The sequence below is a fragment of the Nitratireductor sp. WH36-1 genome (assembly GCF_058725515.1).
On record NZ_CM178970.1, the window covers coordinates 976,811 to 999,336 of the forward strand.

General features: G+C 63.0%; 20 protein-coding genes. 12 read left to right on the plus strand and 8 right to left on the minus strand.

Annotated features, from left to right (window positions below):
* The first annotated feature begins 86 nt into the window (after positions 1-86).
* The 4 genes from AC4PTT_RS04720 to AC4PTT_RS04735 all read left to right on the plus strand — a co-directional run bounded on the left by AC4PTT_RS04720 (position 87) and on the right by AC4PTT_RS04735 (position 4,269).
* Complete coding sequence (locus tag AC4PTT_RS04720; protein WP_113153064.1) at positions 87-908, plus strand: ABC transporter permease; 822 nt, start codon at positions 87-89, stop codon at positions 906-908.
* Positions 901-1,704, plus strand: coding sequence for an ABC transporter permease (locus AC4PTT_RS04725; RefSeq protein WP_113153063.1), 804 nt, complete (start codon positions 901-903; stop codon positions 1,702-1,704). Before AC4PTT_RS04720 ends, AC4PTT_RS04725 begins: the two co-directional genes overlap by 8 nt.
* A gap of 3 nt (positions 1,705-1,707) precedes the next feature.
* On the plus strand, positions 1,708-2,760 hold the full coding sequence (locus AC4PTT_RS04730; RefSeq protein ID WP_492162199.1) for an ABC transporter ATP-binding protein: 1,053 nt from the start codon (positions 1,708-1,710) through the stop codon (positions 2,758-2,760).
* Positions 2,761-2,838: 78 nt separating this feature from the next.
* Positions 2,839-4,269: an aminobutyraldehyde dehydrogenase gene (locus tag AC4PTT_RS04735; protein WP_206547891.1), complete on the plus strand. Its 1,431-nt coding sequence runs from the start codon at positions 2,839-2,841 to the stop codon at positions 4,267-4,269.
* A 66-nt stretch (positions 4,270-4,335) separates the two neighbouring features.
* On the opposite strand, the gene AC4PTT_RS04740 is transcribed toward AC4PTT_RS04735, so the two are convergent.
* Positions 4,336-5,256, minus strand: a complete 921-nt coding sequence (locus AC4PTT_RS04740) for a LysR family transcriptional regulator (protein ID WP_113153060.1) — start codon at positions 5,254-5,256, stop codon at positions 4,336-4,338.
* Between the two features lie 126 nt (positions 5,257-5,382).
* On the opposite strand from AC4PTT_RS04740, the gene AC4PTT_RS04745 reads away from it, so the two are divergent.
* The 4 genes from AC4PTT_RS04745 to ftsZ all read left to right on the plus strand — a co-directional run bounded on the left by AC4PTT_RS04745 (position 5,383) and on the right by ftsZ (position 10,381).
* Positions 5,383-7,164 (plus strand): sugar phosphorylase, encoded by a 1,782-nt coding sequence (locus AC4PTT_RS04745; protein ID WP_492162200.1) that lies wholly within the window; start codon positions 5,383-5,385, stop codon positions 7,162-7,164.
* Complete coding sequence (locus AC4PTT_RS04750) at positions 7,161-7,958, plus strand: HAD-IIB family hydrolase (protein ID WP_492162201.1); 798 nt, start codon at positions 7,161-7,163, stop codon at positions 7,956-7,958. Before AC4PTT_RS04745 ends, AC4PTT_RS04750 begins: the two co-directional genes overlap by 4 nt.
* Positions 7,959-7,969: 11 nt before the next feature.
* Positions 7,970-9,181: a glycosyltransferase family protein gene (locus AC4PTT_RS04755; RefSeq protein ID WP_297564527.1), complete on the plus strand. Its 1,212-nt coding sequence runs from the start codon at positions 7,970-7,972 to the stop codon at positions 9,179-9,181.
* A 174-nt stretch (positions 9,182-9,355) separates the two neighbouring features.
* The gene (ftsZ, locus tag AC4PTT_RS04760) at positions 9,356-10,381 is read left to right on the plus strand and encodes a cell division protein FtsZ (RefSeq protein ID WP_206544271.1); all 1,026 of its coding nucleotides are present in this window, start codon (positions 9,356-9,358) and stop codon (positions 10,379-10,381) included.
* A 113-nt stretch (positions 10,382-10,494) separates the two neighbouring features.
* Here the strand turns inward: ftsZ and AC4PTT_RS04765 are convergent, their stop codons facing one another.
* Positions 10,495-11,271 carry a class I SAM-dependent methyltransferase gene (locus AC4PTT_RS04765; protein WP_206544340.1) on the minus strand — a complete coding sequence of 259 codons (777 nt, stop codon included), beginning with the start codon at positions 11,269-11,271 and terminating at the stop codon, positions 10,495-10,497.
* Between the two features lie 156 nt (positions 11,272-11,427).
* Here AC4PTT_RS04765 and AC4PTT_RS04770 point away from each other — a divergent pair, with 156 nt between their 5' ends.
* Together AC4PTT_RS04770 and AC4PTT_RS04775 are read left to right on the plus strand one after the other, a co-directional pair.
* Positions 11,428-12,678, plus strand: a complete 1,251-nt coding sequence (locus tag AC4PTT_RS04770; protein WP_475082127.1) for a glycoside hydrolase family 5 protein — start codon at positions 11,428-11,430, stop codon at positions 12,676-12,678.
* A 62-nt stretch (positions 12,679-12,740) separates the two neighbouring features.
* Entirely contained in the window at positions 12,741-13,907 is a 1,167-nt protein-coding gene (locus tag AC4PTT_RS04775; RefSeq protein ID WP_492162202.1) for a Gfo/Idh/MocA family protein, read from the plus strand.
* Positions 13,908-13,914: 7 nt separating this feature from the next.
* On the opposite strand, the gene AC4PTT_RS04780 is transcribed toward AC4PTT_RS04775, so the two are convergent.
* Complete coding sequence (locus AC4PTT_RS04780) at positions 13,915-14,982, minus strand: Gfo/Idh/MocA family protein (protein WP_492162203.1); 1,068 nt, start codon at positions 14,980-14,982, stop codon at positions 13,915-13,917.
* Positions 14,983-15,088: 106 nt separating this feature from the next.
* A complete protein-coding gene (locus tag AC4PTT_RS04785) occupies positions 15,089-15,526 on the minus strand; it encodes an Lrp/AsnC family transcriptional regulator (protein WP_113153052.1) in 438 nt (145 codons plus the stop codon).
* Between the two features lie 130 nt (positions 15,527-15,656).
* On the opposite strand from AC4PTT_RS04785, the gene rocF reads away from it, so the two are divergent.
* On the plus strand, positions 15,657-16,577 hold the full coding sequence (gene rocF / locus AC4PTT_RS04790) for an arginase (RefSeq protein ID WP_492162204.1): 921 nt from the start codon (positions 15,657-15,659) through the stop codon (positions 16,575-16,577).
* 2 nt (positions 16,578-16,579) lie between these two features.
* Positions 16,580-17,665: an ornithine cyclodeaminase gene (ocd, locus tag AC4PTT_RS04795; RefSeq protein WP_492162205.1), complete on the plus strand. Its 1,086-nt coding sequence runs from the start codon at positions 16,580-16,582 to the stop codon at positions 17,663-17,665.
* Here ocd and nadE read toward each other — a convergent pair whose 3' ends face one another.
* Genes nadE through asnB form a run of 4 tightly spaced genes read right to left on the minus strand, consistent with a single transcriptional unit; the run spans position 17,666 to position 22,467 of the window.
* Positions 17,666-18,658, minus strand: coding sequence for an NAD(+) synthase (gene nadE / locus AC4PTT_RS04800; RefSeq protein WP_492162206.1), 993 nt, complete (start codon positions 18,656-18,658; stop codon positions 17,666-17,668).
* A complete protein-coding gene (locus AC4PTT_RS04805; RefSeq protein ID WP_492162207.1) occupies positions 18,655-20,214 on the minus strand; it encodes a class I adenylate-forming enzyme family protein in 1,560 nt (519 codons plus the stop codon). Before AC4PTT_RS04805 ends, nadE begins: the two co-directional genes overlap by 4 nt.
* Before the next feature lie 10 nt (positions 20,215-20,224).
* Positions 20,225-20,503, minus strand: a complete 279-nt coding sequence (locus AC4PTT_RS04810; RefSeq protein ID WP_113153047.1) for an acyl carrier protein — start codon at positions 20,501-20,503, stop codon at positions 20,225-20,227.
* A 17-nt stretch (positions 20,504-20,520) separates the two neighbouring features.
* Positions 20,521-22,467, minus strand: coding sequence for an asparagine synthase (glutamine-hydrolyzing) (gene asnB, locus AC4PTT_RS04815; RefSeq protein ID WP_492162208.1), 1,947 nt, complete (start codon positions 22,465-22,467; stop codon positions 20,521-20,523).
* Positions 22,468-22,526 lie beyond the last annotated feature (59 nt).

Here is a 22,526-nt window from a genome sequence, read left to right on the forward strand (position 1 = left end):
CGGCGCCGCGCCTTGCGCCTGCACATTCGCGCGGCCAAACCCGCTGGGCCTTCACCGGTCCAATGCAAGCTGAAACAAGGACGACCATGACAGACCGCGCGGAAAACTCGCTTCTGATCCTGCCGGGCCTCTTGCTCCTGGTGCTCGCCTTCTTCGTGCCGATTGCACAGATGCTGATGCTGTCTGTCTCGGGCGAGAACGGGCTGACCCTGGCCCATTTCACCCGCTTCCTGAGCGACCCCTATTATCTCAATGTGCTGTGGCGCACCGTGCGCCTGTCGGCGATCATCACGCTCATCTGCGCGCTGATCGGTTTCCCGATGGCCTATATCATGGCGCATGTCAGCCCGAAGCTGCGGCTCTGGCTGGTCATCATGGTGATCCTGCCGCTGATGACCTCCGTTGTCGTGCGTACCTTCGGCTGGATGGTGCTTCTGAGCCGCAGCGGCCTCGTGCCCGAGGTCCTGCGTGACCTTGGCCTCGTCGGGCGCAATTTCAGCCTGATGCAGACCGAGACCGCCATCGTCATCGGCATGGTGCAGGTGCTTCTGCCCTTCATGACCCTGTCGATCCTCGGCGTCATCACCCGCATCGACAGCCGGCTTGAAGAGGCGGCGCGCACCATGGGCTGTTCCTTCCTGAAGACCCTGCGCACGGTCGTCCTGCCGCTTTCGGTGCCGGGCATCGTCGCCGGTTCGCTTCTGGTTTTCACGCTTTCGGCAAGCTCGTTCGTCACGCCGAACCTTCTGGGCGGCGCCCGCATTCAGGTTCTGGCCGCGTCCATCTACCGTTCGGTCACGCAGACGCTCGACTGGCCCTTCGCCGCAGCCCAGGCTGTCATCCTGTTCCTCGGCATCATCGTTCTCCTGATGCCCTATGCCAGACTTTCGGGGCGCTCCAATGGTTAGAGCCGTTTCCACTCCGCTGCGCATCGGCGCTGTCGCCTTCGTCGTCCTGACGGGCATCTTCCTCCTCGCGCCGCTGGTCGTGATCGTTGGTGTGTCCGTTTCGGAAAGCCAGTTCATCTCGTTCCCGCCAACGGGCTTCTCGCTGCGCTGGTACGAGGCGGTCCTGTCGTCCGACGCCTATCTCAATGCGGCCTGGATCAGCATCCAGGTGGCGCTTCTGGTCACCGTCACCTCCTGTCTCGTGGGTGGTGCGGCGGCCATCGCGCTCCACCGGCGCAAGCTGCCCTTCTCGGGCCTGCTTTCGACGCTGTTTCTGTCGCCGCTGGTTCTGCCCACCATCATCTACGCCATCGGCATGCTGATGCTGTGGAGCGCGATCTTCGGGCCGGTGTCGGTGCTCACCCTGTGGGTCAGCCACACGATCATCACCACGCCCTATGTCATCCGCACCACGCTGGCGGTTCTGTCGGAGTCCAACCCCTTCCTCGAGGAAGCGGCGCAGACCATGGGCGCGAGCCGTTTCCAGCGGTTGCGGCTGGTGGTTCTTCCGCAGTGCCTTCCCGGCCTTGCGGCGGGCACCTTCTTCGCCTTCAACATCTCTTTCGATGAGGCCGTTCTGGCGCTGTTCCTGCGCAAGCCCGGCATGACCACGCTGCCCGTGCAGATCTACGGCCAGCTCGAATTCAGCCCCGACCCGTCGGTGGCTGCCGTTTCCTCCATCATGATCGGCCTGACCGTCCTTCTGATCTTCGTGATCGACCGGATGCTTGGCCTGCACCGTTTCGCGAGCACCTGATCCATGGCTGAAGTCCGTCTCAACGCAATCAAGAAGTCCTTCGGCCCGGTCGAGGTTCTTCACGGCATCTCCATCGATATCGCATCCGGCGAGTTCGTGAGCCTTCTGGGCTCCTCCGGCTGCGGCAAGACCACGCTTCTGCGCATCGTTGCGGGTCTCGAAAGCGTCACCTCCGGCACTGTCGAGATCGGCGGGCGCAACGTCACCGACCTGCCGCCCGAGAAGCGCGACATCGCGATGATGTTCCAGTCCTACGCGCTTCTGCCGCATCTGAGCGTTGCCGAGAATGTCCGCTTCCCGCTGCGCATGCGCCGCATCGGCACGCTTGACGAGCAGCGCGACAAGGTGCGTGATGCGCTGGAGACCGTGCAGCTCGGCCATCTGGCCGACCGCCGGCCCAACCAGCTCTCCGGTGGCCAGCAGCAGCGCGTGGCGCTCGCCCGCGCCATCGTTTCGCGTCCGCAGATCCTGCTTCTCGACGAGCCGCTGTCCAATCTCGACGCGCGGCTTCGCGAAGACATGCAGGTCGAGCTCATCGAGATCCACAAGCGTCTCGGCCTCACCACCCTGTTCGTCACGCACGATCAGGAAGAGGCGCTCAGCCTCTCGGACCGCATCATTCTTCTGAACAAGGGCAAGATCGAACAGGAGGGGGCTCCCCGCGAGATCTACGCCCAACCCGCCACCGGCTACGCTTCGAGCTTCCTTGGTGCGGCCAACCTCGTGTCGGCCAACATTACCGAAGAAGCTGGCGGGCCGGTGGCAACACTTGCCGACGGGCAGACCCTGCCGGTCGGCAAGGACGAAACGCGCCGTGGCCCGGCCGTCGTCGCACTGCGTCAGGAAGATGTGGCCATCAAGCCGAAGGGCGAGGGCGTCATCGAGGGCAAGGTGCGCACCCGCGTCTATCTTGGCGCGCGCAATCGCTACGTGATCCAGATCGGCAAGGAAGAAATCCGCGTTCTGGCCCCGCACGATCTCGATTTCGAGCGCGGCGAGACGGTTGGCCTCGCCATCGATCCGGCGCGCCTGCGCGTTCTGTCCGAAGGGGAATAGCGGCTTCGGCCGCGTTCTGCCGGACGCATTCACATACAGTTTTGAAAACCGATCGCCCTTGAGCGAATGGAGACACGCATGAGCAGCCTTGAAACACGTCTTTTCATCGATGGTGAGTTCGTCGCCGGTGAGGGCGCGGAGGAAACCGCATTCGATCCCGCACGCGGGACCGAGCTCGCCCGTGTCGCCTCGGCCAGCGCAGGCCAGATCGACACCGCCGTGCAGTCCGCCTACCGCGCGTTCCAGCGCTGGCGCCGCACGACGCCGAAGGAACGCAGCCGCATGCTGTGGGCCGTCGCCGACAAGATCGAGGAAAACGCAGCCCGTCTCGCCGAGGTTGAATCGCTGAACGCCGGCAAGCCGCGCCGCTTCGTCGAGGCCGGCGAACTCGCCAATGTGGCCGACGTGTTCCGCTTCTATGCGACCGCTGTGCGCAACATGCCGGGCGTCGCCGCAGACGGCTATCGCGCCCACACCATGACAAGCATGCTGCGCCGTGATCCGCTTGGCGTCATCGCGTCCATCGCGCCGTGGAACTATCCGCTGCTCATGGCCGCATGGAAGCTTGCCCCGGCCATCGGCGCGGGCAACACCGTGGTCATCAAGCCATCGGAGAACACGCCGCTCAGCCTTCTGCGTCTGGCCGCGATCCTCAACGAGGTTCTGCCCGCCGGCGTCGTCAATGTCATCTGCGGCAACGGCCCGGATGTCGGCCAGCCGCTCATCACCCATCCGCTCGTGCGCATGATCTCGCTGACCGGCGATGTGCGCACCGGTCGCGCCATCCTCAAGGCGGCTGCCGGCGAGCAGATCAAGCGCACCCATCTCGAGCTTGGCGGCAAGGCTCCGGTCATCGTGATGAAGGACGCCGATCTCGACAGCGTTGTCGACACGATGCGCGAGGCCAGCTTCTACAATGCCGGTCAGGACTGCACCGCAGCCTGCCGCGTCTTCGCTGACAAGGCGATTGCCGATGAACTGACGGACAAGCTGTCCGCCATGATCGGCAGCCTCGTTTACGGCGCGCCGGAGCGTGAGGATGTGGAGTTCGGCCCGTTGATCAGCGCTGCCCAACAGGAGCGCGTTGCCGGCTTCGTCGAGCGCGCCCGCGCATCGGGTGCGGACATCGTCGCTGGCGGCAACAAGCCGGACGGCGCAGGCTTCTTCCACGAGCCGACGCTTGTGCGTGCGCCCATCGGCGCCGAGATCGTGCAGAAAGAGGTGTTCGGCCCCGTCGTCACGCTCACCGAGTTTGATGAACCGGACACGGCGCTGAGCTGGGCGAACGCTTCGGAATACGGCCTTGCCTCGTCGGTCTGGTCGCGTGACACCGGCGCCGCGCTGCGTCTTGCCAACGATCTCGAATACGGCGTCACCTGGGTCAACACCCATGGCGTCTTCGCCACCGAGATGCCGCATGGCGGCATGAAGAACTCCGGCTATGGCTCGGATCTCTCCATGCAGTCACTGCTGGAATATACGCAGGCCCGCCACATCATGGTGGCCTGAGCCGCAACGGCACGGATATGAAAAAGCCCGGCAGCGATGCCGGGCTTTTTGTGTTTCCTGCCGGGATCAGTCGATCCAGGCCATGTCCGGTTCCACACTGGCGCAGAACCGCGCGGCGCTGATGCGCGCCTGGCTGATGACCTTGCGGATGAAGTCCTGATGGGTCGAGGCCTGATAGCTGGCCACGATGTGCATGGGCGGAAAGCGCTTCGACACCTGCACCTGATGCAGGAGCCCCATGCTCAACTCGCGCCTGATGGTCACGGCGGGGATAGCGCCCACGCCGAACCCGTCAATGATCAGGTTGATGATTGCATAGAGCGAATTGCAGGTGGTCAGCTTCGAGGCCAGTGCCTGCTCGTCGTGAAAATAGGGCGCGATCATCTGGTAGGGCGGCGAATTCTTCGGAAAGCTGATGATCGGCAGGCTCGCCAGCTCCGCCACGCTATAGGTCCTGTTCGGGTCGATCAGCTTGGGCGAACCCGCCCACACCATCTGCAGCACGCAGGAAGTGAAGCTTCGGAAACCGTCATCCAGCACCGGGTGCAGCGAGAAGATCACGTCAAACTCGCCCTTGGTCATGCCCTGAACGAGATGTTTCGTGCCGTCGACCGTCAGTTCGATCTTCAGGTTCGGAAAGCTCCGGTGCAGCGAGTCGATCAGGTGCGGCATCCAGGTGGATGACACGGAATCGATTGCTCCGATCCGCAGCGGCTCCAGCGCCGGCACGGCGTCGCCCTGAAGCGTGCCCCGCAACTGGTCGATATCGCCAAGGATCGCCTCAAAACTCTGGAGCACGCGCTCGCCATCGGCGGTCAGCGCAAAGCTGCCATCCCCGCGGTTGATCAGCCGGCTTTCCAGTTCGGCCTCAATGGCCGCAAGCCGGCTCGAAATCGCCGGCTGTGTCGTGTTCAGCTCTTCCGCCGTGCGGCCGAAATGCCGGTTGCGGGCGAGCGCCACGAATGTCTTGATATCGAGAATGCGCATGAGGCCATTCTATAAACGGCTTCAGCCGGTGGCGCATCCGCAATTGCAGTCGCTTCCCGTGCGGCCTCTTGTCATCGTCGCCGTCCCGCGTCATCATGCTGCAATGCAACATGGCCGGTTCAGCCCATGACTGTGAGAGAAGCAGCGCGCCAGCCCCGGGCGGCCGCGCCCGCCAGACTGCGAAACGGTCTGCGCCAGCTTCTCGCCTCCATCTATCCGGATCACGATCCCGCCGAACTGGCAACCAGCGCCGAAAGGGCTTTCTTCGGCGCGGCCAGTGCGCCGCGCAGGCGCGGCCGTCTTCCCGCAAACGCACTTTGGAGCGAGAAGGACAACTACGTCATCACCTATGGCAACACGCTTGTCGATGGCGAGCACAAGCCGCTCGATCTGCTCCACGATTTCTCCGACCGTTATCTGGCGGGCGTCTTCACCGGCATTCACATCCTGCCCTTTTTCCCTTTCACCTCCGACGATGGATTTGCCGTCACGGATTATCGTCAGGTGAACAGCCAGCTGGGCGACTGGGCGGACATCGCCCGCATCGCCGGGCATTTCCGCCTCATGTCCGATCTGGTGATGAACCACTGTTCGAGCCAGGCCCGCATGTTTTCCGATTTTCTTCAGGGCCACGAGCCGTGGAACGGCTTTTTCAAGGAAGCAAGCCCCGACGACGACCTGAGCGCCGTGGTGCGGCCGCGCACGCATCCGCTGCTGCGTGAATTCAGGACCGAAAGCGGCAGCCGTTATGTCTGGTGCACGTTCAGCCACGATCAGGTGGATTTCGACTTTGCCAATCCGCGTGTCCTGCTGGAGTTTCTCGACATCATACGCGGGCATGTCGAGCATGGCGTGCGCACCATCCGCCTCGATGCGGTGGCCTTTCTCTGGAAGGAGGTCGGCACGCCCTGCATCCATCTGCGCCAGACGCACGAGATCATCCGGCTGATCCGTCTCCTGTGCGATTATCGCGAAGAGCCGATTGTTCTCATCACCGAGACCAACGTTCCGAATGTCGAGAACCTCAGCTATTTCGGCAATCGCAACGAAGCGCACATGATCTATAATTTCGCGCTGCCGCCGCTTCTCCTGCATGCGCTTCTGGGCGGCACGTCGAAATATCTGAACGCCTGGCAGATGGCCATGCCACCGGCCCAGTTGGGCTGTACCTATTTCAATTTCTCCGCCTCGCATGACGGCATCGGCCTGCGCCCGGCAGAGGGGCTGATCCCGCAAGACGAGATCGCACGGGTCATCGAAACGGTGCAGGGCTTTGGCGGTCGCGTATCCTATTACGCAAGGCCGGATGGCGAGCGCCCCTACGAATTGAACGTGGCGCTGTTCGACGCGTTTGCCGGCACACATCAGGGCGTCGACGATCACCAGCTCGAGCGCTTCTTATGCAGCCAGGCGATTGTTATGGGGCTTGAGGGCGTTCCAGCCTTCTACATTCATGCGCTGCTCGCCACCCGCAACGATTATGACGGGGTCGAGAAGCTTGGTTACAACCGTGCGATCAACCGCAGACGACTCGACTATGCCGCGTTACGGGAGCAGTTGGACGATCCGCAGACCTTACCGGCGCGTGTCCTTTCGCGCCTCAGGGCCATGGTGCGTGCGCGCTCCGCGCAGCCGGCCTTCCATCCCAACGCCACCCAGTTCACCCTCCAGCTCGGCGACGCCTTCTTCGGCTTCTGGCGGCAGAGCCTCGACCGCTCGCAGAGCATTTTTGCCATTTCCAATCTCACCAATGAGGAGCGCAACGTGCCGTCCATGGCGTTGAACCTGATCGAGGGCGATGACTGGCACGATCTCCTGACCGGCGATCCGGTCGCGCAGCTTGCCGGCGATATCGCCTTTGCCCCCTACCAGACGCGCTGGATCTCCAACCGGCGGCAGGTCTCATGAGCGCCCGGCGGTCCTTCATCGTCTTCAGCGATCTGGACGGAACGCTGCTCGACCACGAGACCTATGATTTCGATGCAGCCCGCCCGGCGCTTGCGCGGTTGCGGGCCGAAGGGCATTACCTCATCCTTGCATCCAGCAAGACCGCAGCCGAGGTCGCGCCGATCCGGCAAACGGCCGGCTTTCCCGACTGTCCTGCAATCGTGGAAAACGGCGCTGGCATTCTGCCGCCGGAGCACGAGGCTGGTGACGAGCCCGTGGCGTCCGGACATCAGCGCCTTATGCGCACGCTGGATGCGCTTCCATCAGAATTGCGCCGGCATTTCACCGGCTTTTCCGACTGGAGCGCAGAAGAGGTTGCGGCCCGCACCGGCCTGAGTATGGAGGCTGCCGCGCGCGCGAAACAGCGCGCTTTTTCGGAACCCGGTCTCTGGAACGGCACGGAAGAGGGCTACGCAGATTTCTGTGCCGCGTTGAAGGAGAACGGCGTCACCGTTCAAAAGGGCGGGCGCTTTGCCACGCTCTCCTTCGGCGGAACGAAGGGCGCGCGGGTGGACGAACTTGTTGCCCGCTACCGCACGGAAGACGAAGCTCTGGTCAGCGTAGCGCTGGGCGATGCGCCCAATGATGTCGCCATGCTGCAGAGCGTCGATATCGGGATTGTCATACCCAATCCGGCCCATGCCGGTCTCGCCCCGTTCGCACCGGTAGAGGGTGGGGTGATACGATGGGCAAGGCTTCCCGGACCTGAAGGCTGGAACGAGGAAATCCTCGCACTGTTGAACGCACCGGAATAGGGAGGAGCGCCATGTCGGATTTCCAGCAGAGCGGCAGCGTGGCCACGCTGCACAATCTCGGCACGACCACGCCGGAAGAGATGGAGCGCCAGCTCAGGCTTTTCGCCGAACGGCGAAGGATCACACTCATCCTGCCGTCGCTCTTCTCCGAGCTTGAAGCGCCGGCGCTGGGGCGGATCGTCGATGAACTCTGTGAGGTTGATTACATCAATCACATCGTCATCGGCCTCGACCGCGCCAGTGAAGAGCAGTTCCATTTCGCGCAGGAATATTTCGCCCGGCTGCCGCAGCGCCATTCGATCCTCTGGAATGACGGGCCGCGTCTGAAGGCGGTCCAGAAGCGTCTGTCCTCATTGGGGCTTGCGCCCGAGGAGCCTGGAAAGGGGCGCAATGTCTGGTACTGCATGGGCTATACGCTCGCCTGCCAGGACAGCGATGTGGTGGCCCTGCATGATTGCGACATCATCACCTACACGCGCGAAATGCTGATGCGGCTGGTCTATCCGCTGGCCAATCCGACCTTCCCCTATCAGTTCTGCAAGGGCTACTATCCGCGCGTTGCGGACGGAAAGCTCAATGGCCGCGTGAGCCGGCTCCTCATTGCGCCGCTTCTGCTCGCCCTTCAGCGCACCTTCGGGCACAGCGACTATGTCGAATATCTGCAGGCGTTCCGCTACCCGCTGGCCGGTGAATTCGCCATGCGCACCTCCATTCTGCCCGATATCCGCATCCCCTCCGACTGGGGGCTGGAGATCGGTGTCCTGTCCGAGGCATGGCGCAATCTCGGCCGCCATGCGGTTTGCCAGGTGGATATCTGCGACGGTTACGACCACAAGCACCAGCCGCTTTCGGCGGAGGATGCCGCACGCGGTCTCTCGCGCATGTCCATCGACATTTCCAAGGCGATCTTCCGCAAGCTCGCCACCGATGGCGTCGTCTTCAGCCAGGAGCATTTCCGCACCCTGAAAGCCACCTATTACCGCCTCGCGCTCGACCTGATCGAACGCTACTACAACGACGCGGTGATGAACGGGCTCCATGTGGACCGTCACAGGGAGGAAAAGGCTGTGGAGCTTTTTGCCGCGAACATCGTCGAGGCGGGCCATACCTTTCTCGAACATCCCATGGAGACGCCCTTCATCCCCAACTGGAGCCGCGTCCAGTCGGCGGACCCGGATGTCTTGAGGACGCTGCGTGAGGGTGTCGAGGCGGATAATGCGTGAGCCGCCATTGAAAGCGTTACAGGCCGTCATCACATTTGAATCAGAGCTGTAAACTCCGGGTGTTCAGGGCGTAGCGCACACTTGAACAAGCCGGCGCACTCTGATTCCTTCAGGCGGACGCGCGGGCGGAGCGATTCGCTGTCGCCGCTTGCCCCCAGGAAGGACCAAGGCCCAATGACGGACGAGAAGAAGCCCGAAATTTCTGAAATGCGCCCCAAGATCACCATCATCGGTGTCGGCGGCGGTGGCGGCAATGCCGTCAACAACATGATCGCGCACAATCTGCAGGGCGTGGACTTCATCGGCGCCAACACCGATGCGCAGGCGCTGACCATGTCCAAGGCCGAACGGCTGATCCAGCTGGGCGCGAATTCGACCGAGGGTCTCGGCGCGGGCTCGCTGCCGGAGATCGGTCAGGCCGCTGCCGAAGAAACCATCGACGAGATCATGGATCATCTGTCGGGCACCCATATGTGCTTCGTCACCGCCGGCATGGGCGGCGGCACCGGCACGGGTGCAGCGCCGGTCATCGCCGCTGCCGCGCGCAATGCCGGCATCCTGACCGTGGCTGTCGTCACGAAGCCGTTCACCTTCGAGGGCAATCGCCGCATGGCCATTGCCGAGCAGGGCATCGAACTCCTGCGTCAGGCCGCCGATACCGTCATCGTCATTCCCAACCAGAACCTGTTCCGTATTGCCGACGCCAAGACCACCTTTGCCGAGGCGTTCGAGCTGGCCGACAAGGTTCTCTATTCGGGCGTGCGCTGCATCACGGATCTGATCGTCAAGGAAGGCCTGATCAACCTCGACTTCGCCGACGTACGCTCTGTCATGCGTGACATGGGCCGCGCGATGATGGGCACGGGCGAGGCGACGGGTGATGCGCGCGCGATGAAGGCTGCTGAAGCCGCCATCGCCAACCCGCTTCTGGACGAGGCCAACATGAAGGGCGCCCGCGGCGTTCTGGTCTCGATCTCCGGCGGCCGCGACATGACGCTGTTCGAGGTCGACGAAGCCGCGACCCGCATCCGCGAAGAGGTCGGCGACGACGCCGAAATCATCGTCGGCGCGATCTTTGACGACAAGCTGGAAGGCACGTTCCGTGTTTCGGTGGTTGCCGCCGGGCTTGCCAGTCAGGCCGAACAGGATGCCGCCAATGGCGGCCAGCCGGGTGACTTCCGGGCGCAGGCGATCCACTGATTTTGACGGGCGGCCCCCCGGCCGCCCACTGGCCGCCCGAATTCTTTCATTCGGTGATTTTTTCGGAAATTTTGCCCGGAATGACGAAATTCCAGACTGAAATTCCCGGAATTTCAGGCTGCCTTTGCAGTCTCTGCGCGCGCTGATGCGGCGTCTGGACGCTTTTGCGAAAACACCAGAAGATTGGTGCGCATCGGCGGCGGCATGATGGCCTGAAAGAAGGCGACCGCAGCAAAGCCGATCGCGGTGTTGCCGTGGTAGCGCGGCGTGCCATTGGCCGTGTAGCCGTGATGCGTCCACTTCTCCTCGCCGAAGGCGCGACGGACACTGCCCATCGTGTTCATGCGGTAGAAGGTGGGGAACACGTCCTCATGCGGCCGCTCCGGCCAGACAAGGCGCATCAGCCGGTCTTTCACGCTGTCGGGGATGATGCGGTTCGAGATGCCCACATAGCCATAGCTGTTTGGCGTCAGGGCGCAGAACCAGCCGCCGGGCTTTAAAACCCGGTGGATCTCGTCGGCGAATTCCTGCGGATGCTCGACATGCTCGATCACCCATTCGCACACGATGATGTCGACACTCGAATCCGCCAGCGGCAGCCTGCCGCCCGGCTCGATCACATGCGCCTCGTCCAGATGCGGGTGTTCCATGACCACCGGATCGACGTCGAGGCCGATCACGTGCTTCACCTTGCCCTGGAAATTGCAGAAATCTTTGCGGAAGGGAGAGGTGCCTTCATCGAAGCGCGAACCGCGTCCCGCACCGAGATCGACCAGCACCATGTCCGGGCGGACAAGGGCGTTGATGCGCGTGTAGAAAGCGATGTCTTCGTCATCGCGCGTAAATCCCCCGGCTGCCGTTTCAGGCCGCCATCGGTCAGTTACCGTCATCATCTTTCCCTTGCGCAAATGCGTTTTGCCGGTCGCAACCGGCGCGTGCACCGTATGCAAGCAAATCGCTATATTTCGTTAATCCGGGGCTGATACCCACTGGTATGCCGTGGGCGCTGATGCGCGCTCGGAAGGATCGGAGAGGGGAGCGCCGCCATGGTGGGCAGAACAATGCGGTTCAGGGGCTTTCTGGCGGCTGCCGGCCTTCTGGCCTGTTTCGCGGGACCGCTTGAGGCAGCGATGTTTGCGCCTGCCCGTGGCGTCAACCTCGACATCTGGGACACATGGCCCGATGAAGCGGAGTGGACGCAGGAAGATGTGCTCCTGCCTTATCCCGAATGGCGTCGCAAGATCGATGCCGAAGATCTGGCGCTTTTGAAGGAGACAGGTTTCGACTTCGTGCGCATGCCGGTCGATCCGATCCCGTTCCTGTCGCCGAAATCGGCTGGCTTCCGCGACAGGCTGTTTGCTTCCGTTCTCGAAGGCGCGCGTGCAATCAATGCGGCGGGCCTCAAGGTCATCGTCGATCTGCATCCCATTCCGCGCGGCGCGGACCGCTTTGCAGGCGTTGAGGAGATCCTGCGCGACGAGGCCCTGTTCGAGCGCTATCTGGACCTGGTGCGCGAGATGGGGCGGACACTCGCCGCAGAAGATCCGGCCATGGTTGCATTCGAGCTTCTGAACGAGCCGGTGACGGGCTGCGAGGGCGCGGAAGGCGCTGCCTGGGACGAGCAGCTGGGCAGGCTCTTTGCCGCTGCGCGCTCGTCGGCTCCACGCACGACGCTGATACTGTCCGGCGCATGCTGGGGAACGGCGGAAGGGCTTGCCGCGCTCAACCCGAACACCATTCCCGACGACAACATTCTCTGGGGCTTTCACTCCTATGCGCCGTTTGTCCTGACCTCGCAGGGGGCGCTGTGGGCCGGCGATTTCATCCGCTATGTGACGCGCGTTCCCTATCCGCCGCATGCGCACCCGGAAGCACTGGCCGAAGCCATTGAGAAGGCGCGCGAACGCATTCGCAACGACGCGCCATTCCTGCGCCGCGCCGGCATGCTGGCCTATCTGGACGAGCTGATCGCCGGTGTCGACACGAAGGAGGAACTGGAAGCCGAAATGGCGGCCCCCTTCAACATCGTTGCCGACTGGGCGGCGAAGTATGGCGTCGATCCCGCGAACATCATTCTCGGTGAGTTCGGGATGATCCGTCAGGAATATCAGAACCCGGATGTGATGCCCGCCGAATGGAGAGCGGCCTATATGCGTGACATGATCGCGCAGGCCGAGGAGCGTGGCTTTTCCTGGTCTATCTGGGGTTATGGCGGAGCCTTTGGAATTGTTGAAGAATTCGGCGGACGTCGGGCAGAAGATGATGTGCTGCGCATGGTCGGGGAGCTGAAAAACTAGACTGGCGTCCTCTGGAAAACTCAGGCGGGTAATTGTAAGCCGTTTCAAATTGAGGCGCTCCCATGACAAAAATCGCATTCATCGGCACCGGTTTTGTTGCCGATTACTATATGACCACGCTGGCCAACCACCCCGGGCTTGAACTTGCCGGTGTGTGGGACCGCAAGGCTGAGCGGCTGGAGCGCTTTTGCGCCTTTCATGGTGTGCGCGCCTATGAGGATCAGCCCGCGCTTCTGAGCGATCCTGATGTTGCGATTGTCGTCAATCTGACGAGCACGGAAAGCCATTACGAGATCAACCGCGCCTGTCTTGAAGCGGGAAAGCATGTGTATTGCGAGAAGCCGCTGGCGATGTCGCTGGATGAGGCCATGGAGCTTGCAGCGCTGGCCGAAAAGCGCGGCCTCATTCTCTGCACTGCGCCCGCCAACGGGTTGAGCTCGGCCTACCGGACATTCTCGCAGATCCTGGCGCGCGGTGACATCGGCGCGCCCCGGCTGGTCTATGCCGAGATGGAAGATGGTCCCGTGTTTCGCGCCGACTGGCGAAGCTGGCGCAGCCGCTCTGGCGCGCGCTGGCCGGGCGCCGAGGAGTTCAAGGTTGGGTGCACGCTGGAGCATGCCGGCTATGCAATGAGCTGGCTGGTCGGTCTGTTCGGCCCCGTTGTGCATATGTCGGCGTCATCCGCCCTCTGCTTTGCCGAAAAGGGGCCGGAGCTTGAAGGCGAGGCGCTGGCCCCGGATTTCTCCGTGGGCATCATGACCTTCGAAAGCGGGGTCAAGGCACGGATCACCTGTGGGCTGGCAGCACCGCGCGACCGCTCGCTCACCGTGCTTGGCGACCGTGGAAGCATGATCCTGCGCGACCTGTGGGACGACAATTCCGCAATCCATCTTTCAGCGCCGGGGCGTGAGCGCAGCCTTTTGCAGAAGGTTCTCGACGGGATCGAAAACCGCATCGGGCGCACCCTGCCTTTGCGCATCACGCCCGGCCAGCGCGTTGCGAGCACCGCGCCGAAGGGTGGCAAGGCCCTGCCTGCCTATCCCTCGCGGATCGATTTTGCCCGGGGCGTTGCAGAGCAGGCGAAGGCGCTCTCTGGCGGCAGCATGCCCTTCTATTCAGGAAAGGTGGCCCTGCACCTGACCGAGCTCGTTCTGGCGCTGAGCGCCGGCGAGCATGATTACACGCCGAAAACGCATTTTGCGTTCAAGCCGGAGGCGCAGAAGGACTGAGCGGTCCTCAACCCTTCCGGTTTTGCTCGGCAAGAACCGTTTCGATGATTTCCAGAGTGCGCGCCGTGTCGAGCGGGGCGCTGCGCCGGTCATGTGTATGGCCGGCGCGGAGAGCGTCGCCGACCGCCGCGATTTCATACTGAAGCCCGTATCCCGCGCGGGGAAAAGCGTGCCGGTGGATGCCCGGCAATGGCGCGCCTCGCGCGAATTTGCGAATGGCGCGGGACAGGGCCGACTGACCGGGAAAGGCGGCAAGGCGGGCTGCAAGCCGGTTGCGGCAATGCAGGACGGCGTTTGCGGCAATGAAGGGGGGCTGCAAAACCAGCGCCCCGTCGCTGCCCTCGATGATGAAGCAGTTGTCGCCCTCATGCTCGAAGGAGCAGGAGAGGTGCGCTTCGACATCCCGGTCGAACAGAAGCGTCACCGATGCGGATTTGTCGACGCCGCTTGGGGCCTGTTGCCATTCGCCATCAACTTCCAGCGGCTCGCCCATCAGGAAGCGGGCGAGCGAGATGCCGTAAATGCCGAGATCGAGCATGGCCCCGCCGCCATGGGCTCTGGAATAAAAGCGGCTTTCGGCATCGTAGGGGTGGTGAAAGGCGAGGCTGCCGCGCAGGCGCGTGACCTCGCCAATTGCGCCTTCCCCGATCAGCGCCCTGGTTTTGGCGATGGCCGGCAGGAAGCGCGTCCACATGGCCTCCATCAGAAAGACACCGCGCTCCGAGGCAAGTGTCGCCAACCGGGCGGCATCCCGGCTGGTGGTCACCAGCGGCTTCTCGACCAGAACCGCCTTGCCGCTCTCGATGGCGGCGCGGGCGATTTCGAAATGCGTGTCGTTTGGCGTGGCGATGTAGACCGCGTCCACTGAAGGGTCGCCAAGAAGCGCCTGACAAGCGGCATGCGCCGTGACATTGCCATGCCGCGCGGCAAAGGCTGCGGCCTTTTCAGGCGTGCGGGAGGAAACGGCGGTGAGTGCGGCTTTTTCCGTCAGTGCCAGATCGCTGGCGAACTGCTCGGCCATGACGCCGGCGCCGACGATGCCCCAGCGGATCGTTTCTGAGGGTCTTGAATGCATCGTCGCTTGCTCGCCGGTTCTGGAAAGGGGCAGGGGAGTGCAGGTTAGCTTTGCCGGGTTAACGCCAGAATAAGCCCGGTGCGGACAGGTGCAGGCCGGTGCTCGATCACAGCCGCGCGCGGGTGCTGTGGGGCGTGGCCAGAAGCAGGCTTGTTTCGCTGTTCATGATGCCGGGAATGAGGCGAATGCGGCGCAGCACCGCGTCGAGATCGGTCAGTGTGGATGCGCCGAGCTCCACCACGATGTCCCAGCGGCCATTGGTGGTGTGAACGGCGGAAACTTCCGGAAAACCCTCAAGCGCGTGGATCACCCGGTCGGCGGAGCGCCCTTCGATCTCCACCATGGTGATGCCGCGCACGGGCGCTTCCACCGTGTCGGCCCGCAGGATGACCGTGTATCCGACAATGTGACCGGCCTTTTCCAGCCGCTCCATACGGGCGCGCACCGTGGCGCGCGACACGCCCAGATCCATCGCCAGATCCGAGATGCTGCGGCGCGCATCATGGCGCAGAAGGGTGATCAGGCGTTCGTCGAGTTCATCCATGATTGTGCAAAATGAAATCCATAATTAGCAAAATGATAAATGCTTATGAAATTTTTGGCAATTTGGTTTGTTCATTCTGCCGACGATCCGGGGTCGAATAATGGGAACTGTTCGATGGGTCGGTGGCGCTATGCATTGCAAGATCTTGGGTATTCCGGTGCAGGATGGCGCCGGGCGCATGGGTTGCGAAATGGGACCGAGCGCCTTGCGCACGGCCGGTCTCGTGGCGGCGCTTGGCGAGCTTGGCCATCAGGTTTCCGATCTCGGAACCGTTGTTCCAAAACCGCAGAATGTGAAGCCGCATGGCAACCCCGCGCTGAAGGCGCTGCCGGAGATCGTCGCCTGGACGGATGCGATCAGCGAGGCCTCTTACGCCGCAGGCGAAGGCGGCATGCCGATCTTTCTTGGCGGCGACCACAGCATGGCGGCCGGCACCCTTGCCGGGATGGCGCGCCGGGCGGCGGAGGCCGACAGGCCGCTTTTCGTTCTCTGGCTCGATGCGCATCCGGACTTTCACACGCTCGACACCACCGCCAGCGGCAATCTGCATGGCGTGCCGCTCGCCTATGCCAGCGGGCAGGCGGGTTTTGACGGCTTCTTTCCGCGCCTTCACACACCCATCGATCCCACCCGCATCTGCGCCCTTGGGCTGCGCAGCGTGGACCCGGCGGAGCACACCGCGCTGCGCGGGGCGGGCGTGACCGTTCATGACATGCGCGCCATCGATGAGCATGGGATTGCGCCGCTGCTGCGCGCTTTTCTGGAGCGGGTGGCCGCCGAGGGCGGACGCCTGCATGTGAGCCTCGACGTGGACTTTCTCGATCCCGCCATTGCGCCGGCGGTGGGCACCACCGTGCCCGGTGGCGCAACCTTCCGCGAGGCCCATCTGGCGATGGAGATGCTGCACGACAGCGGTCTCGTCACCAGCCTCGACCTCGTGGAACTCAACCCTTTCCTCGATGAGCGCGGTCGCACGGCGACCCTGCTTGTCGACCTCACAGCCAGTCTGCTTGGCCGGCGCATCATGGATCGGCCTACCAGGAGCCATTGACGATGACCTACACCCCTTCGATCGACAAGCTGAACCTCGTTCCCTTCGTCAGTGTGCATCACATGATGGAGCTGGTGCTGGAAATCGGCGTGGAGCGCTTTCTGGCGGAACTGACGAATTACATTGAGGAAGATTTTCTCCGCTGGGAGGATTTCGACAAGACGCCGCGTGTGGCCGCGCACAGCCGCGAAGGCGTGATCGAGCTGATGCCGACGAGCGACGGCAAGCATTACGGCTTCAAATATGTGAACGGTCATCCCAAGAACACCCGCGAGGGACGGCAGACGGTGACGGCATTCGGCGTCTATGTCGATGTGGGCAATGGCTATCCGCTTTTGATCACCGAAATGACGATCCTGACGGCGCTGCGCACGGCGGCGACATCTGCTCTGGCGGCGAAGTATCTTGCGCCTGAGGGCTCGCGCACCATGGCGCTTATCGGCAATGGCGCGCAGTCCGAGTTTCAGGCGATGGCCTTCAAGGCGGCACTCGGCGTCGACCGGCTGCGGCTCTATGACGTTGATGGCGGCGCGACGGAAAAGTGCCTGCGCAATCTCTCAGGGCTGGGTTTCGAGCTGACCGCCTGCAAGACGCCGGAAGAGGCCGTGGAAGGCGCGGACATCATCACCACCGCGACCGCCGACAAGCAATATGCGACGATCCTGACCGACAACATGGTTGGCTCCGGCGTGCACATCAACGCGGTGGGCGGCGACTGCCCCGGCAAGACCGAGCTGCATCGCGACATTCTCACCCGCTCCGACATTTTCGTGGAGTATCCGCCGCAGACGCGCATTGAGGGCGAGATCCAGCAGCTTGCGGAGGATCACCCGGTGGAAGAGCTGTGGCAGGTGATTGCCGGAAAGGTGAAGGGGCGTCGCGAGCCGCGCCAGATCACGCTGTTCGATTCCGTCGGTTTCGCGACGGAGGATTTCTCGGCACTGCGCTATGTCTATGACCGCGTGCGCGAGACCGATCACTTCATCGAGCTCGACCTTCTGGCCGACCCCGATGAGCCGCGCGATCTCTTCGGCATGCTTCTGCGTTTCCCCGGCTCTTCGCTGCTCGCGGCCAAAAAAACTGGCTGATCAGGGGGCGTCGATCTCCTCGACCAACTGCGGCGGCAGGTGCAGATAGTGGGCGACCTTGCGTTTTGCGGCAATGTCGCGCCACACAAGCCCCACCTGCCGCTCGCTGAGGCCGGTGGCGCAGGCGACCTTCTTGGCCGGAATGGCGTGGTCGAGCCCGTAGAGGCACAGATCCATCTCGCGATAGGGGAGCGCGAAATAGAACTCCTCCTGTGACTGGGCGAGCGAATAGGTGTCTGTCGTCGGCATGCGACGGCGGATTTCGGCGGGCACGCCGAGATATTTCGCGAGCTGGTAGACCTGCGACTTGTAGAGGTGGGCGATGGGCTTCACATCGGCTGCGCCGTCACCGTTCTTCACGAAGAAACCCTGATCATATTCCAGCCGGTTGGGCGTGCCGATGACCGCATAGTTCAGCCGGTCGGCATGGTAATATTCGAGCTGTTTGCGGGTGCGCTGCTTCATGTTGGTGGCGGCGACGATGCCGAGATAGACTTCTGGCGGGAGCCGGTGCTTCTCGACCGTACCGTCGGGCCGCCGCACCACCAGATAGGAGATGTTGTAGGCTTTTGTGGTGAGCGCATTGGCGATGGCGATCTTCATCGACCAGCCTGCGCCATAGTCCGGCACGACCTGGCGAATGAAGGCGTCGCGGCGCTCATAGCAGCCCATGGCGGCGAGCGACGGGCCGATATCCTCGATCACGCTGGAGAGACCGAACGTCGTTGCGACTTCCTGGCCGAGCCGCAGGCTCTCCGGGTCGGAATCATATTCCGGCATGAACAGGCAGAAGACGCGGTCTGGCCCGAGCGCACGCGCGGCAAGGGCCGCGCAGACGCTGGAATCGATGCCGCCGGACAGGCCGAGCACTAATCCCCGCTTGCGCAGTCTGCTGCGCAGCTGCGTGCGCACCGCCGTGACGATGCGCTGGGCTTCAGCGGCGGGATCGATCTTCAGATCGTCGATGGAAAAGCTGATGTTCATGTCGTTCATGATGCTTTCAGGGCCTCCGTGGCGGCGAGGCGGCGGCTGGGTTTTCCGTTTGCCGTTTTCGGCAGTTCCGCCTGGAAAATGAATGACTTCGGGACCATCGTGTCCGGTAAGCGGTGTTTGCAGTGCCGGGCGAGCATGCGTCCGGTGAGACCGGGATCGTCGGCGACGATCAGCGCGTCGAGCCGGTGGCCGAAGACGGGATCGGGCGTGGTGAAGGAAAGCGCCTCGCGCACGCCGGGACAGGCGGCCAGAACGGCGTCCACCTGTCTGGGCGAAACCTTTTCGCCGCGGATCTTCACCACCTCGTCCCGGCGGCCGACGAAATGGAGGAAGCCTTCCGCATCGCGTTTGAAGAGGTCGCCCGTGTGGAGCCTCCTGCCGCTGCCATCGGGCGCATCGCGCAGCGCAAGCGCGGTTGCTTCCGGATTGTTCCAGTAGCCCTGCATCACATGCGGTCCGCGGATGACAAGTTCGCCCGTGACGTCCGCCTCGGCTTCGTTGCCGTCTTCATCGACGACAAGGGCCGAGGTGCCCGGCAGGGCCTTGCCGACGGAGGTGGGATGACGGTCGAGCTCTTCCGGTGCAAGGAAGCTTGCCCGCGCGCATTCGGTGAGACCGTACATGGAGTAGATGCGCGCTGCCGGGAAAAGGGCGCGCAGCGCCTGAATGTGGGCGGGCGGCAGGTGGGCTGCGGCATTGGTGATGTAGCGCAGCGGCGGTAGCCGGTCGGGCGTGAGCCCTTCGAGCGTGGCGAGCATGGCCGCCATGGTTGGCACGAGGGGAAACCCGGTAACGCCTTCGGCATGCGCCTTTTCCAGAACCGCATGGGGGAAGGCGAAGCTCTTTTCCAGAACGAGCGTTGCGCCGCTGCGCACGGCTACGAGAAGCTGATACAGCCCGTAGGTGAAGGAAAGCGGCAGTGCGGAAAGCACCACGTCCCTGTCGTCGTTTTCCAGATAATCGGCGATCATCGCCGCTGCCGCATCGACATTGCGGTGGCTCATCATCACGCCCTTCGGCCTGCCGGATGAGCCGGACGTGTAGATCAGAAAGGCGAGATCCCGGTCGTTTTCCTGCCGGGCGGGTAAGGGCGCCTCTAAATCGAGGCAGGTGTCGAAGGCGATGGCGTCGCTGAGCGTGGCCCTGTCCGTCCGGGTGACGATGTCCGTCCGGGCGACGATGGAAAGGGGCGTGTGGCCCGCCGCAGCAATCGCCTCGTTCACGAGGCCGCCATGCCTGGCCTCATGAATGAGGGCTTTTGGCGTGCAGTCCATTAAGATCTGGGCGAGGCCCTCGGCCCTGACGCCGGGGTTGACCGGAACGACCGTCGCGCCGGCCCTGAGACCGGCAAAGATGGCGATGGCCATCTCCCGGCAATTGTCCATGCAAAGCGCAACCCGGTCGCCGGGCTCGACCCCGTGGGCGCATAAGGCCCCGGCCAGACGGTCGGCCAGACGGTCGAAATCGGCGTAGCTTAACCGGTCCGGTCCCGTGACAAGCGCGGTGGCGGAGGGGGCAAGCCCTGCACGGTCTTTCAGTAAGGTCTCAACGCGCATTGCGTCGCTCCTATGCGCCGGCTGGCGCGGTCTCCCTGGCCTTCTTCTTGCCCGCGACAAAGGCGCTTAAGCGGGCAATCGTGTCGAAGTTTTCCGGCACGATCTCCGGGTCGGCGACATCGATGGCGAAGTGCTCCTCGAGAAACGAGACCATCTCCAGAATGCCGGTGGAATCGACAATGTCGTTCTCGATCAGAGATACATCGTCTTCCGGGGCGTCTGCTTCATCGCCGAACAGGAAGTTCTCGATAATGAAGGCGCGGATATCGGCATTGATGGACTGGGGCATGGTGCTTCCTTTCACGGTCAGGCACGAACCGCCAGAGGTTGATCCGTTATCCGAACCGGCCTGGCGAACTGCTGGGACCAAAGCTGTGTCGACAGAATGCCGACGAATGCTGCGTTGTCTCGAAAACCGGTGAAACTATTTAGCCGGCTTTTTTTATACAATCTGGCTGTTTTTTCAACGTGGAAGTTTCCGTTTTCTTCCAGCGCCGATTTCTCGAATGCTTCTTCCACATAGGCCTGCGCGTGATCGGTAAAGGCGCTGGCCTCTGGCGCGCGATAGGGCTGTTTGGGCCGGTCGGCGATCTGTGGCGGCACGACATCGCGCATTGCCTCGCGCAGAAGATGCTTCTCCCTGAGCCCTCTGAGCTTGATGTTTGCCGGTATCTGCGCGGCATGCATGACCAGCCGGTGGTCGAGGAAGGGAAAGCGTGTTTCGATCCCGTGCGCCATCGCCATGCGGTCGCCCTGGCTGGAGAGAATGTAGCCGGGCAGGAGAAAGCGGGTTTCCAGATACTGTGCCTGATGCAGCGGGTGCCATTCGCTGAAGGCGTCGGGCAGTGTGGCGGCGAGTTCGTCTGCCGCATCATAATCGCCGAGCGTTGTCTTCAGTGCATCGGAGAAGAAGAGCTTCGCGCCTGCGGTGCTGCGCATGCGGGGACGATGCGAGAACAGCGGATCGTTCAGATCGTCGCCGGCAACGCCGAAAAAGGCGGCGAGATAATCCGGTGTCTGGCGCTTTAGATTGGAGAGATAGGGGTAGATGCGGCGGAACAGGTGCGGCCGCAATTGCGAGCCCGGCTGGCGCGCGCAGAAGCGCCGGATGCGCGCCTCCTTGAAAATGTCGTAACCGGCAAAGACCTCGTCTGCCCCTTCGCCGGAAAGGACCGCCTTGATGCCTTTCGAGCGCACCAGACCGGACAGCCGGTAGAGTGGTGCGGGACCGGTGCGCAGGATGGGCTGCTCCGTGTGGCGGATGACCTGCGGAAACACGGTGGCGATCTCGTCCATGTCGCAATCGACAGTGTGATGCTCCGTGCCGAGCGCTCGCACCATCTCGTTCTGGAATGCGCGTTCGTCGAAGGCGGGATCGGAAAAGGTGACGGCGAAACTGGTCAGGCCAGCGGGCGCCATGCGCTTGGCGAGTGCGGCGATGATGGAGGAATCGAGCCCGCCCGACAGATAGGTTCCCACCTCCACATCGGCGCGCAGACGAATGCGCGTTGCGTCTTCCAGAAGCGCACGGGTCTCCTCCGCCAGCTCTGCCTCGGTACGGTCGTGCCGGACATCGGAGAAATTCAGATCCCAGTAGCGTTGCGTGCGGGCCGCGCCATTCTCGACGATCATCCAGTGCGCCGGCGGCAGTTCGCTGACGCCCTCAAACGCCGTGCGCGGTGGAATGGGAGCCCAGAGCGTAAAAATCTGGTCGAGCGCGAAGGGGTCGAGCCGCGCCTCCATGCCGGGAACGGTCAGGAGCGCCTTGATCTCGGACGCGAAATGGAACCGGCCCTGACGCCAAGTGTAGTATAGCGGGCGCACGCCCATGCGGTCGCGGGCTAGGAAAAGGCGCTTGCGGCGCGCATCATGGATCGCGAAGGCGAAATCGCCATTGAGCTGCTCAACGCAATCTGGCCCGAACGCCTCGTAGAGGTGCAGTATGACTTCGGTGTCGCTTGACGTGCGAAAGCGATGACCACGGCTTTCAAGGTCCCGGCGCAGTTCGACGTGATTGAAGATCTCGCCATTATAGGTGATGTGGAGCTGACCGTCGGCGCTCGTCATGGGCTGCTGGCCGTCCGCCAGATCGACAATGGAAAGGCGGCGATGGGCGAGGCCCACATCGTCTGTCACGTGGATGCCGGCTTCGTCCGGGCCGCGATGGGCGATTGTGGCGGACATGGCCGCAAGAAGCCTTTCAGCTTCCTGCGGGTGAAGACCCGCTCCGCAATAACCCGCTATTCCGCACATTTATAAACCACCCCTGCGGGCCATTCGGCCCGGTTCCGCTTTCGCAGCTTTTCGTTGAA

What these genes read in the sequence shown, in the direction of transcription:
- AC4PTT_RS04720 (WP_113153064.1), top strand. Translation starts at nt 87, where the DNA reads ATGACAGACCGCGCGGAAAACTCGCTTCTGATCCTGCCGGGCCTCTTG.
- AC4PTT_RS04725 (WP_113153063.1), top strand. Translation starts at nt 901, where the DNA reads ATGGTTAGAGCCGTTTCCACTCCGCTGCGCATCGGCGCTGTCGCCTTC.
- AC4PTT_RS04730 (WP_492162199.1), top strand. Translation starts at nt 1,708, where the DNA reads ATGGCTGAAGTCCGTCTCAACGCAATCAAGAAGTCCTTCGGCCCGGTC.
- AC4PTT_RS04735 (WP_206547891.1), top strand. Translation starts at nt 2,839, where the DNA reads ATGAGCAGCCTTGAAACACGTCTTTTCATCGATGGTGAGTTCGTCGCC.
- AC4PTT_RS04740 (WP_113153060.1), bottom strand. Translation starts at nt 5,256, where the DNA reads ATGCGCATTCTCGATATCAAGACATTCGTGGCGCTCGCCCGCAACCGG.
- AC4PTT_RS04745 (WP_492162200.1), top strand. Translation starts at nt 5,383, where the DNA reads ATGACTGTGAGAGAAGCAGCGCGCCAGCCCCGGGCGGCCGCGCCCGCC.
- AC4PTT_RS04750 (WP_492162201.1), top strand. Translation starts at nt 7,161, where the DNA reads ATGAGCGCCCGGCGGTCCTTCATCGTCTTCAGCGATCTGGACGGAACG.
- AC4PTT_RS04755 (WP_297564527.1), top strand. Translation starts at nt 7,970, where the DNA reads ATGTCGGATTTCCAGCAGAGCGGCAGCGTGGCCACGCTGCACAATCTC.
- ftsZ (WP_206544271.1), top strand. Translation starts at nt 9,356, where the DNA reads ATGACGGACGAGAAGAAGCCCGAAATTTCTGAAATGCGCCCCAAGATC.
- AC4PTT_RS04765 (WP_206544340.1), bottom strand. Translation starts at nt 11,271, where the DNA reads ATGACGGTAACTGACCGATGGCGGCCTGAAACGGCAGCCGGGGGATTT.
- AC4PTT_RS04770 (WP_475082127.1), top strand. Translation starts at nt 11,428, where the DNA reads ATGGTGGGCAGAACAATGCGGTTCAGGGGCTTTCTGGCGGCTGCCGGC.
- AC4PTT_RS04775 (WP_492162202.1), top strand. Translation starts at nt 12,741, where the DNA reads ATGACAAAAATCGCATTCATCGGCACCGGTTTTGTTGCCGATTACTAT.
- AC4PTT_RS04780 (WP_492162203.1), bottom strand. Translation starts at nt 14,982, where the DNA reads ATGCATTCAAGACCCTCAGAAACGATCCGCTGGGGCATCGTCGGCGCC.
- AC4PTT_RS04785 (WP_113153052.1), bottom strand. Translation starts at nt 15,526, where the DNA reads ATGGATGAACTCGACGAACGCCTGATCACCCTTCTGCGCCATGATGCG.
- rocF (WP_492162204.1), top strand. Translation starts at nt 15,657, where the DNA reads ATGCATTGCAAGATCTTGGGTATTCCGGTGCAGGATGGCGCCGGGCGC.
- ocd (WP_492162205.1), top strand. Translation starts at nt 16,580, where the DNA reads ATGACCTACACCCCTTCGATCGACAAGCTGAACCTCGTTCCCTTCGTC.
- nadE (WP_492162206.1), bottom strand. Translation starts at nt 18,658, where the DNA reads ATGAACGACATGAACATCAGCTTTTCCATCGACGATCTGAAGATCGAT.
- AC4PTT_RS04805 (WP_492162207.1), bottom strand. Translation starts at nt 20,214, where the DNA reads ATGCGCGTTGAGACCTTACTGAAAGACCGTGCAGGGCTTGCCCCCTCC.
- AC4PTT_RS04810 (WP_113153047.1), bottom strand. Translation starts at nt 20,503, where the DNA reads ATGCCCCAGTCCATCAATGCCGATATCCGCGCCTTCATTATCGAGAAC.
- asnB (WP_492162208.1), bottom strand. Translation starts at nt 22,467, where the DNA reads ATGTGCGGAATAGCGGGTTATTGCGGAGCGGGTCTTCACCCGCAGGAA.